We start from the raw sequence: 10,696 nt of genomic DNA on the forward strand, positions 1-10,696 counted from the left end.
AATCGACGCGATGAGCAGGAAAATGGCGACTGGAACGGCGCGCGGATATTCGATGAGCCACCTGCGCCCTCTGCGCCCGCGCCCGGTGGCTGCGGCCTTGCCCTTGATTCTGGCGGCCGGAGCTCTCTCCTCTTGCAATTTCGGGACATTCGGCGTGACGAAACTGGTCAAAATAATCCTGTCGGCTCAAGGTGTCATTGCATGTGGCGTCGGTGCCGTTAATGTTGGGAACCATACAATCTGACATACGTTCCATCCCGACAGGGATTGTTTGGTATGTTTCTCCCGATGCGACAAGTCTGCTCATTCGCAGGTGCCGCAAGGCGGGAAGCGGTTGCATTGACAGATAGGGCGGTTCAAAATTCTTATGAGTTCTGAAAACACCGCGGCCGGTCCGGCCGGGCGGGAAGACGAGAAAACAGGCAATGTTCGCCGCGTAGGCGTGCCCGGGGCAAAGCCGGCATCGGGTGCCACGAAGGACGTCGCGGGCGCAGGTGCGAAGTCGGCGCCCGAGTGGGCGAATGGTCTGCGCCAGCTTTATGATTCCGTTATCGATGAACCGATACCCGACAGTTTCAAGGATCTTCTTGCGCAGCTGAATGACGACAGCAAATGAGCGATACGGAACGGACGCCTTCCGAAAAGGCAGAGTTCAAGCGCGAGCTGACCGAAGTGGTGCCGCATTTGCGCGCTTTCGCCCGGGGCCTTTGCGGCCGCCCCGACATGGCCGACGATTTGGTGCAGGAGACGATGCTCAAGGCCTGGGCGGCACAGAAGCGGTTCGAGCCCGGCACATCGATGCGCGCCTGGACGTTCGTCATCCTGCGCAACGCCTATCTCACCGACATGCGGCGCAACCGCTTTCGCGGTGAATATGACGAGAATGTTGCCGAACGCATTCTGACGGCACCTGCAGGACAGGAAGAGCCGATCCACCTTTCGGACATGCATCGCGCGTTGCTGACACTCCCGCCCGAGCGCCGCGAAGCCTTGCTGCTGGTTGGTGCGGGCGGTTTTTCCTACGAAGAAGCGGCAAATATCTGCGGCTGCGCCGTCGGTACGATCAAGAGCCGGGTCGGACGCGCACGCGCTGCGTTGACCGGAATGCTGGCCGATGGTGATATTCCGAAGCGCTCCATCGATGACGACACCGCGCATCGTGCCATTCTGGAAGAACTCGACGATGTGGCGGCTGGTAACGGCATGGCTGGAAACGCCTGAGTTGCGCGCCGCACTCGCCTCTCTCGAACGATCGGTGCAGGGGTGCGAGTGCTGGGATGCCAAGCCGTGGGCGCCTGCCGCGACCCTGCCGACTGATCGGTGACAGATCATGGCCGACAGGCTGACCGAGAAGGATATATTCGCTCCTGATCCGGGCGATGCCGCTGCCAAAGGCGCGGTAGAGCGCACCACCCCCTTGCAGCATCCCTCAGCTCCTGCGGAGGAACCGCAGACCGATTCGCGCGGAAGAATGGCGGCGCAGGAAATTCGCCTCATCTCGGCGCTCGTGGTGATCCTGGGGCTCGGCCTGTTTCTGGCGCTGCCTTTCGTTCTTTCCATCGGTTCGGTCGTATTCCTGCCGCTGGCCACTGCCATCATCCTCACCATCCTGCTCTCACCGCTGGCCGACCGCATCGCGGCCCTGGGCTTGCCGAATGTGCTGGCCTCGTTTCTCGCTCTGTTGCTGTTCCTGGCGTTTGTCATCGTCGCTCTGGGCACGGTGCTGCAACCTGCTGCCGACCTGTTCGACAGCCTTCCCGCGATGATCGACCGCATAGTGCTGCGTTACGGGGAACTGCGGCAGGAATTTGCCTGGCTGGCGCAGATCAACGAGCAACTGACACGCGCGCTCGGCGACGAGAGCGGTCGCGAGGTGGTGCTGGCGACGCCGACGATGATGGAGCAGGTCGCCTTCGCGACACCGACCGTCGTGCTCGAGGTTCTGCTCACTTTCCTGATGGCGTTCTTCATGATCGAGGCGCGCGTTCGTCTGCGGCGGCACCTGCTGCTGGGCCGGTCCGATTTCGGCAGTTCGATCAAGGCGGCGCGCGTAGTGCGCGAGGTGCAGGACAGGGTCGCGGCCTATATTCTGACCGTCTCGATCATCAACGTCGGGGTCGGGGTCGTTGTCGCGGCGGGCGCATGGGCGCTCGGTGTGGAAGCCCCGATCATGTGGGGAGGTCTGGCCGCAATCCTGAACTTCCTGCCCTATATCGGGCCCTTGGTGATGGTGGCCCTGCTCGGCCTGTTCGGCATCGGCACGGCGGATACCATATTGCTGGGGCTCGTGCCTGCAGGGGCCTATCTGGCATTGCACGCGGTGGAGGGCAATCTGGTTACGCCTTCCATATTGGGCGCGCGTTTCACCATGAACCCGGTCATGATCCTGATTGCCCTCAGCTATTTCTCCTGGATATGGGGGGTTGTAGGCGCGCTCCTGTCGGTTCCGCTCCTGCTGATGCTGACGGCGCTGATCGACCATGTCGGCCGACCGAACCTCATCGGGTTCATGTTCGGTGAACCCTTGTTTCCATCCTCGCCCATCGAATTGGAGAATAGCTGAACCGGCTTTGAAGCCGGTCGGTCTGGTCAGCAGAAAAAAGGCCCGACCTGCTCAAATGCAGGGCAGGCCTTTCCATTATTCCGGTGAAGGCCGGATCAGGCTGGATATACCCAGGTCGTTCCGCGCTGCAGATTGTCCGCAGCAAAACCCCAGTTCAGCTTGTTCTCGACGACCTCGTCCAGATATTCCGGACGCTTGTTCTGGTGGTCGAGATAATAGGCGTGCTCCCACAGGTCGATTACGAGCAGCGGGTTGGCGTCCAGATCGGCCAAAGTATCGCCATCATGCGTTTCCTCGATCGTGAGCTTGCCGCCTTTTTCCGCAAGCCAGACCCAGCCGCTGGCGAAATGGCCGGCACCGCGTTCCTTCAGCTTGGCTTTCAGATCGTCGAGCGAACCGAAGGCGCTGTCGATCATGCTCTTCAATTCATCGGTGGGGTGGCCGCTTTCAGACGCGAGGGAATTCCAGTAGAAACCATGGTTCCAGCTTTGCGCCGCATTGTTGAACAGGCCCTGGTCGGTCTTGCGAGCGGAAGCGATTACCTTTTCAAGCGGTTGATCGGCGAGTTCCGTGCCCTCGATCGCCTTGTTCGTCTTGTCGATATAGGCCTGGTGGTGCTTGCCGTGATGGTACGACAGCGTCTCGGCCGAAATTGCCGGGGACAGCGCGTCTTTGTCATAGGGAAGCGGGGTAACTGCAAAAGCCATGGTTGGATTTCCTTGGTCTATGGATTTTCGGGTTCATGGGACAAACGCGCCAGCCTGTCTATCGTTGCAGCCGGTTCAGCCTTTTTCTGAAGAACCGTTCATCCATGAGCCGCGAGGGTGGCGGGGTCAGCTGTCTCCGTCTTTTCCGGCCCATCGGTCGCCACGGTCACTGCGACATCCATGGTGACATTGCCCAGCGTCCGCATGATGTCGGGCAGCATCTCGACCGCGACCAGCAAGGCAAGCGGTTCGACCGGAACGCCCATGGCGATGGCAATTGGGCCGATGGAGATGACGAAGCTGATCGAACCCGGCAGGCTGACCGACCCGATGCTGATGACGAAGGCGACTGCCACGCCTGCCACCAGCAGCGCGGGCGTCAGTTCCACGCCTGCGAGGGTGGCCACATAGATTGCCACCGCCATGTTCATCGCCGGACTGGTGGCGCGAAAAATAGCCACCGACAGCGGCAGAGCGAAATCCGCGACTGCAGGCGTAACCCGCAACCGGCGCGCACTGTCCAGCATGGCAGGCAGGCTGGCGAGCGAGCTTTGCGTCGAGATTGCCACCGCCTGCGCAGGCAGCAGCGCACGGGCGAAGGAGAACAGGTTGCGCCCGCCGGCAATTACCGCCAGCGCATAGCCTGCCACCATCACGATGACACCCATGGCCGAGACGGTCAGGATGTAATGCGCCAATGCGGTGAAAGTCCCGCCCCCGCTCTGCGCCGCGACCCCCAGCGCCAGCGCGAACACGCCCACCGGGGCAACCCAGAGCACCCAGCCGATGATGGTCAGCATCGCGTTCGCAAGCGCATGGAAGAAGCCCAGCAGCGTCGCCTTGTCCTGCGCTGCCAGCCGCGAAACCGCAATGGCGAATAGCGCGAAAAAGATCGTGAGCGGCAGCATGTTGGTTTCCGCTGCGGCCGCGATCAGATTGGGCGCGATGAGCGAGGAGATGAAATCTGCGACGCCGGGGACCTCCTGCAGTTCTCCTCCGGCCATCAGGGCACTGGCCGATGCGGGTATGGGGAACAGGGCCAGCAGCGCAGGCATGGCCAGGGCGGTGGCAGTCCCGCTCAGCAGCAGAATCACGAAGATGAAACCGAGCATCCGGCGGGCTGTGCGTCCTGCGGTCGCCGCCTCGGCCATGCGGGCGATCCCGATCACCAACAGGGCCGCGACCAGCGGAATGATGGTCATCTGCAAAGCGCGTAGCCAGAGCGCGCCCATGGGGTCGGCGATCTGCAGAAGCGTATCCATCACTGGTCGCTCCGCCAGGATCGCTCCGACAAGAAGGCCCATGATCAGCCCGCCGAAGGTCCACCAGACCGGCAGCTTGATTGCCACCATGTCTCCGCCGCCGCTCTCCGGCGCGCCGGTCACATCGTCGCTCATCAATTCCGCCATGCTGCCCCCGGTTCGCCCCAATGCGGCTTAGCCTGCAGCCCGCCTGAAGCACGGGTCTTCCAATGCGGCCTGTAACGCGCCAGAAGCGCATTGCAATTCACGGCCTGCGTTCGGGCCGACAAGAAAAGGCATGGTATGACACGGCAATTCTTCGGCACCGACGGTATCAGGGGCCGCACCAACAAGGGCGTGATGACCGCCGCCACCGCAATGCGCGTGGGACAGGCGGCGGGGCGGCATTTCCTGCGCGGCGATCACCGGCACCGGGTGGTGATCGGCAAGGATACGCGGCTTTCGGGCTATATGATGGAAAGCGCGCTGGTCGCCGGCTTCACCAGCGTCGGCATGGATGTGGTCATGACCGGCCCCCTCCCCACACCTGCCATCGCCATGCTGACGCGGGAGATGCGCGCGGATCTGGGCGTGATGATCTCGGCCAGTCACAATCCTTTCGAGGACAATGGCATCAAGCTGTTCGGCCCCGACGGGTTCAAGCTGTCGGACGAGGACGAGGCCAAAATCGAGGCTCTGCTCGCCTCCGACCTCGAACTGGCAGATGCCGCCGACATCGGTCGCGCGCGCAGGATCGACGATGCTCGCGGCCGCTATATTCATGCAGTAAAACAATCTCTGCCCGACGACGTGCGGCTCGACGACCTGACCATCGTGATCGATTGCGCGCATGGCGCTGCCTATGAAGCGACGCCCTCCGCGATCTGGGAACTGGGCGCGAAGGTCATCACGCTGGGTGTCGAGCCGAATGGCCGCAACATCAACGATGGCGTGGGTTCGACATCGCTCGACGCACTGAAGGCGCGCGTCGTTGCGGAAGGTGCGGACATCGGCATCGCGCTGGACGGCGATGCCGACCGGCTGATCGTCGTCGATGAAAAGGGCAAGGCGGTCGATGGCGACCAGATCATGGCGCTGATCGGCAGCCAGTGGGCGGCGCAGGGCCGCTTGCGGGGCGGCGGCGTGGTGGCGACGATCATGTCCAATCTGGGTCTCGAGCGTTTTCTCGACGCCAGGGGCCTGTCTCTGATCCGCACCAAGGTCGGGGACCGCTATGTGCTGGAGGCGATGAAGGCCGGCGGTTACAATGTCGGCGGCGAACAATCCGGGCACATGATCCTGCTCGATCATGCCACTACCGGCGACGGCACCGTGGCCGCATTGCAGGTTCTTGCAGCTTTGGTGAAATCGGGCCGACCGGCTAGCGAAATGCTGCATCTGTTCGATCCCGTCCCGCAATTGCTGGAGAATGTCCGCTACGAAGACGGCGACCCGCTGACGTCGCAGGCAGTGAAGGATGCCATCACGGCAGGCGAGCGCGAGTTGGGCGACAGCGGCCGCATCGTGATCCGCAAATCCGGCACCGAACCGCTGATCAGGGTGATGGCGGAAGGCGATGACGCCGATCTCGTGAAAAAGGTCGTGCATTCGATCTGCGATGCGGTTCGGAGCGCCTGCTGATGGCGCGGGAGGCGGTCAAACCTTCGCGGCCGCCGCGCGTCCTGGTAATTGCCGGCTCGGATTCCTCTGGCGGAGCAGGCATTCAGGCTGACATCAAGACGGTCACGATGCTCGGCGGCTATGCCATGACGGCGATTACAGCCGTCACGGCGCAGAACAGCATCGGGGTGCAAGGCGTCGAGATGCTTTCGGCCGAGTTCGTGACGCAGCAAATCAATAGCTGCCTCGACGACATCGGGGCCGATGCGATCAAGATCGGGATGCTCGGCTCGCATGAGGTGGCCGCTGCCGTGGCGAACCGACTGGAAAGCTGGTCCGGCGCCATCATCTTCGACCCGGTGATGGTCGCCACCAGCGGCGCCGCACTTGCCGATGCGGAGACCATCGAAGGGTTTGCCCGGCTGATGGAGCTCTGCACGCTGGTCACGCCCAATCTGCCAGAGCTCGCCGCTCTGATCGGGCAGCCGGTGGACAGTGCGGAAAGCATCTATGAAGCCGCGGCACTGCTGGCGAAGCGGCACGACTGCCATGTCCTTGCAAAGGGTGGTCACAGCGGCGACGCAGCGTCAGGCGACCGGGTTATCGACCGTCTGGTTGCGCCGGTCGGTTCGGTCCGCTCCTTCGATCACCACCGCATCGACACGCGGCATACGCATGGAACCGGCTGCACGCTTTCCAGCGCCATCGCGGTCCTGCTGGGGCATGGTCAGCGGCTGGATCATGCCGTGCGGCTGGCCCGGCAATTTACGCTTGCGGCCCTGGAGAACGCTCCCGGCTTCGGCGCCGGAAACGGGCCGATGGGGCACCAGGCGGTGCGCACCGGCCCGTCAGCGGGTCAGGGCTTCAACTCGTAGAATTCGGCGATGTGATCCCAGGCATCTTCGGCCGTTTCACACCAGTGGAACAGGTCGAGATCCTCGTGGTTGATCGTGCCCTCGTCTGCCAGCGCTTCGAAATCTATGACCCTGTTCCAGAACTCCTTGCCGAACAGCAGGATAGGCATCGGCTTCATCTTGCCGGTCTGGATGAGTGTCAGAAGCTCGAAGAATTCATCGAACGTGCCGAAGCCGCCGGGGAACACCGCCACCGCCTTGGCGCGAAGCAGGAAGTGCATCTTGCGAAGCGCGAAATAGTGAAACTGGAACGACAGATAGGGCGTGACATAGGCATTCGGAGCCTGTTCGTGCGGCAACACGATGTTGAGGCCGATGCTTTCGGCACCTGCCTCGGAGGCGCCGCGATTGGCAGCCTCCATGATCGACGGGCCACCGCCGGACGTGATGACGAACTGGCGCTTGCCATCCTCGATGATGCTCTTCTGGCTAACGAGTTTCGCCAGTCTGTGTGCCTCGGTATAATATTTGCTCTTGGCGACCAGCCGCTCGACGATCTTCTTCTTGTCTTCCGGCGCGTTGGCCAGCGCGGTTTCAGCCATTTCGGGCGATGGAATGCGGGCGGAACCGTACATCACAAGCGTGGACCCTACCCCCGCTTCGTCCAGCAGCATTTCCGGTTTCAGCAGTTCCAGCTGGAACCGCACCGGGCGCAGTTCCTCGCGCAGCAGGAAGTCCCTGTCCTGAAAGGCCAGCTTGTATGCGGGGTGCTGCGTCTGCGGCGTGTGCAGCGGATTGGCCTTGGAAAAGGCGGCTTCCTTCTCCGCCGGATAGAAGCGGCGGTCGGTCAGATCGTGATCGTGGTTCTTTTCAGTCATAGCTGGCGAGCGATAGGCATGGCAGCCCCCTGCGGCAAGTGGATTGGCAATTCGGATCGATACGGGCATCAAGGGCTGCAAAGATGACTTTCAGAGGGGCCAAGCCAATGACGATCCGCCGATTTTCGACCCGCAACCGTGCCTTGGCCTGTCTTACCGCCAGCATCGGCGCCCTGGCCGCGCTGCTGGCGGCCGCACCCGTCCAGGCGCAGAGTGCCGCACCCATCGTGCAACCCGGCGCGCCGGGCCAAGCGGTTCGCGCGCTGACCCCCGCACAGGCCATCGCCCTCGCCGACACCAGATATTCTCCCGCCGACATCGCCTTCATGCGCAACATGATCCTGCACCACCGGCAGGCGGTGGAGATGGCGGCGCTGATCGGCGAACGCACCAACAATCCGGACATCGTGGCACTCGGCGGCAGGATCACCGCATCTCAGGCAGACGAACTTGCCTTCATGCGCGAATGGCTGGGTGAGCGCGGGGTGGCCGTTCCCGCAGAAGGCGCGGCCATGCGGCATGATGCTGCGGGCCATGCCGCCATGGGCCACACCGAGATGGCCGGCATCGGCATGAGCGGCATGGCGACGCCCGAACAGATGGCGCAGCTGCGCGCGGCACAGGGAACGGTTTTCGACCGCCAGTTCCTCACCCTCATGATCTCTCATCATGAAGGCGCGGTCGATATGGTGGAGGATCTGCTGAAACAGCCCGGCAGTGCCTACGACCCCCGCCTGTTCGAATTCACCAGCGATGTCACGAACGACCAGACGACCGAGATCGAGCGGATGACCGCCGCGCTCGCCAGCCTTTCCTCCGATCCTCGCGCCAATCTGGCTGCAGGCTTCCGCGATGCAGGCGAAGCGGCCAGCAACATGCGCCTGATCGCAGCCCTGCCAAAACCCGAAGGCTTCTTCGATCCGGCAAATCCGGCAGGTCTCTCGCTGCCGAAGAAGGCCGCGGAAGGAGCGGAAAACACAGCTGAGGCAGAGGGGAGCGAAGGTGAGCGGGTCGAAGAGGAGAGCAAGACCGAGTTTTCGGAGCGTTCCCCCCTTCTCAATTTCGCCAATACCGACCTTGCTTTCTCCGGCGATATTCTGGTCGCCGGAAATTACCACGGCTTCAACATTTACAACCTTGGCTCCGACAAGCTGCCCACGCTTGTCAGTTCGGTCGTTTGCCCAGGCGGGCAAGGCGACGTTTCGATCGTTGGCGATCTGCTGATCATGTCGGTCGAACAGACCCGGGGGCGGGTCGACTGCGGCCTGCAGGGCGTAGCCGAAGATGTCAGCGCCGAACGCTTTCGCGGGCTCAGGATCTTCGACATCTCCGACCGGAGCCGCCCCCGGCAGGTCGGACAGGTGCAGACCTGCCGCGGTTCGCACACCCATTCCGTTGTACAGCAGGACAGCGAAAGCTTGCTGGTCTACGTGTCCGGCACCAGCAGCATTCGCGACGAGGAAGAGCTGGCGGGTTGCATCGGGAATGTGCCCGGCGATGAGCGAACGGCGTTGTTCCGCATCGATGTCGTGGAGATACCGCTGGCCAATCCCGGCAACGCGCGCATCATCGACAGCCCGGCCGTCTTTGCGGACGAGGCGACGGGCCGCCTGGCAGGGCTCTGGGGCGGCGGCGATCACGGGGAGGACACGCAGGAAACCAATCGCACCGATCACTGCCATGACATCACGGTGTACCCTGCCCGCAACATCGCTGCCGGCGCATGTTCAGGCAACGGAATCATCTTCGACATTTCCGATCCCCGCAAGCCGAAGCGCATCGACGAGGTGGTCGACGAAGGCTTCGCCTATTGGCATTCCGCCACATTCAACAACGATGGCACAAAAGTGCTGTTCACCGACGAATGGGGCGGCGGATCGCGGCCGCGTTGCCGTGCCCGCGATCCGATGAACTGGGGCGCCGATGCCATTTACGACATCGTGGATGGCAAACTGGAATTCCGCAGCCTCTACAAGCTGCCGGCACCCCAGGGGGAGACCGAGAACTGCGTCGCGCATAATGGTTCGATCATCCCGGTTCCGGGCCGCGATATCTTCCTGCAGGCGTGGTATCAGGGCGGAATTTCCGTCATCGACTTCACGGACAGTGCCAATCCGGTCGAGATCGCCTATTTCGATCGCGGTCCCATCAGCGCGGAACAAGCGGTGCTGGGCGGATATTGGTCGGCCTATTGGTACGGCGGCCGGATCTACGGAACCGAAATCACGCGCGGGCTGGACGTGCTGGCGCTTGAGCCCAGCGAATTCCTGTCAGAAGCCGAAATCGCAGCCGCCGCGCTCGCGAACCAGGGCGGCGTCTTCAACCCGCAACAGCAATTCCCTGTCTCCTGGCCAGCAAACCCGATCGTGGCGCGCGCCTATCTCGACCAGATGGAGCGCAACGGCTCATTGGGCGGCGCTCGTCTTGCCGCGCTGCGCGGCATGCTCGACCGTGCAGAGAACCGCTTGGGCTCAGGGGCGAGTGACGGAGGGCTAGCTGCAGATTTGATCAGCGCCGCCAGTACATTGCCGAGCACCGGGAGCCGCAATGCGGCGCTGGCCGATACGCTCCGCCAGATCGCTGCAACGCTGTGAACGCCTGAACGAAAGGGCCGCGCCCGGGCGAGTGCGGTCCTGTTCACGGCTATTTCGAAATGTGCCGGTTTAAGCTAACGATGTTTCCGGCCTGCAGAGCGCGGAGACGAACATTTCAAGCTATTTGCGCTAAGAATTAGGGTCCGGACTCATTAGAGCCACCAGGTGACGATGGCTGCGATAGCGATTGTGGCCATAAAGGTCTTGATGTTGCGGTCGAAGCGGGTGGCGACCCGCCG

The 10,696-nt window shown here is 62.6% G+C and carries 9 protein-coding genes; 6 read left to right on the forward strand and 3 right to left on the reverse strand.

What is annotated here, in order from left to right; all coding sequences use genetic code 11:
• Positions 1-367 precede the first annotated feature (367 nt).
• The 3 genes from G7A66_RS14405 (at position 368) to G7A66_RS07360 (ending at position 2,563) form a co-directional block, all read left to right on the forward strand.
• On the forward strand, positions 368-616 hold the full coding sequence (locus G7A66_RS14405; protein WP_174295046.1) for a NepR family anti-sigma factor: 249 nt from the start codon (positions 368-370) through the stop codon (positions 614-616).
• Entirely contained in the window at positions 613-1,221 is a 609-nt protein-coding gene (locus tag G7A66_RS07355) for a sigma-70 family RNA polymerase sigma factor (RefSeq protein ID WP_174295047.1), read from the forward strand. The genes G7A66_RS14405 and G7A66_RS07355 overlap by 4 nt, the downstream gene beginning before the upstream one ends.
• 109 nt (positions 1,222-1,330) lie before the next feature.
• Positions 1,331-2,563: an AI-2E family transporter gene (locus G7A66_RS07360; RefSeq protein ID WP_232366722.1), complete on the forward strand. Its 1,233-nt coding sequence runs from the start codon at positions 1,331-1,333 to the stop codon at positions 2,561-2,563.
• A 95-nt stretch (positions 2,564-2,658) separates the two neighbouring features.
• Here the strand turns inward: G7A66_RS07360 and G7A66_RS07365 are convergent, their stop codons facing one another.
• Both G7A66_RS07365 and G7A66_RS07370 read right to left on the reverse strand, forming a co-directional pair.
• Positions 2,659-3,270 (reverse strand): superoxide dismutase, encoded by a 612-nt coding sequence (locus G7A66_RS07365; protein WP_174295048.1) that lies wholly within the window; start codon positions 3,268-3,270, stop codon positions 2,659-2,661.
• Positions 3,271-3,368: 98 nt separating this feature from the next.
• A complete protein-coding gene (locus tag G7A66_RS07370; protein WP_174295049.1) occupies positions 3,369-4,679 on the reverse strand; it encodes a dicarboxylate/amino acid:cation symporter in 1,311 nt (436 codons plus the stop codon).
• 135 nt (positions 4,680-4,814) lie between these two features.
• Between G7A66_RS07370 and glmM the strand changes: the two genes are divergently transcribed.
• The gene (glmM, locus tag G7A66_RS07375; protein WP_174295050.1) at positions 4,815-6,152 is read left to right on the forward strand and encodes a phosphoglucosamine mutase; all 1,338 of its coding nucleotides are present in this window, start codon (positions 4,815-4,817) and stop codon (positions 6,150-6,152) included.
• Positions 6,152-7,006, forward strand: a complete 855-nt coding sequence (gene thiD, locus G7A66_RS07380) for a bifunctional hydroxymethylpyrimidine kinase/phosphomethylpyrimidine kinase (RefSeq protein ID WP_174295051.1) — start codon at positions 6,152-6,154, stop codon at positions 7,004-7,006. The genes glmM and thiD overlap by 1 nt, the downstream gene beginning before the upstream one ends.
• Here the strand turns inward: thiD and G7A66_RS07385 are convergent.
• Positions 6,988-7,863: an LOG family protein gene (locus G7A66_RS07385; protein WP_174295052.1), complete on the reverse strand. Its 876-nt coding sequence runs from the start codon at positions 7,861-7,863 to the stop codon at positions 6,988-6,990. The two genes, thiD and G7A66_RS07385, sit on opposite strands and share 19 nt — an antisense overlap.
• A gap of 107 nt (positions 7,864-7,970) precedes the next feature.
• Here G7A66_RS07385 and G7A66_RS07390 point away from each other — a divergent pair, with 107 nt between their 5' ends.
• Positions 7,971-10,457, forward strand: coding sequence for a DUF305 domain-containing protein (locus G7A66_RS07390; protein ID WP_174295053.1), 2,487 nt, complete (start codon positions 7,971-7,973; stop codon positions 10,455-10,457).
• Positions 10,458-10,696 lie beyond the last annotated feature (239 nt).

It is taken from the genome of Alteripontixanthobacter muriae (assembly GCF_013336795.1).
Lineage (GTDB): Bacteria > Pseudomonadota > Alphaproteobacteria > Sphingomonadales > Sphingomonadaceae > Pseudopontixanthobacter > Pseudopontixanthobacter muriae.

Bases quoted from the DNA above. Each gene is read 5' to 3' on its own strand.
- G7A66_RS14405 (WP_174295046.1), top strand. From the start codon at position 368: ATGAGTTCTGAAAACACCGCGGCCGGTCCGGCCGGGCGGGAAGACGAG.
- thiD (WP_174295051.1), top strand. From the start codon at position 6,152: ATGGCGCGGGAGGCGGTCAAACCTTCGCGGCCGCCGCGCGTCCTGGTA.
- G7A66_RS07385 (WP_174295052.1), bottom strand. From the start codon at position 7,863: ATGACTGAAAAGAACCACGATCACGATCTGACCGACCGCCGCTTCTAT.
- glmM (WP_174295050.1), top strand. From the start codon at position 4,815: ATGACACGGCAATTCTTCGGCACCGACGGTATCAGGGGCCGCACCAAC.
- G7A66_RS07365 (WP_174295048.1), bottom strand. From the start codon at position 3,270: ATGGCTTTTGCAGTTACCCCGCTTCCCTATGACAAAGACGCGCTGTCC.
- G7A66_RS07360 (WP_232366722.1), top strand. From the start codon at position 1,331: ATGGCCGACAGGCTGACCGAGAAGGATATATTCGCTCCTGATCCGGGC.
- G7A66_RS07390 (WP_174295053.1), top strand. From the start codon at position 7,971: ATGACGATCCGCCGATTTTCGACCCGCAACCGTGCCTTGGCCTGTCTT.
- G7A66_RS07355 (WP_174295047.1), top strand. From the start codon at position 613: ATGAGCGATACGGAACGGACGCCTTCCGAAAAGGCAGAGTTCAAGCGC.
- G7A66_RS07370 (WP_174295049.1), bottom strand. From the start codon at position 4,679: ATGGCGGAATTGATGAGCGACGATGTGACCGGCGCGCCGGAGAGCGGC.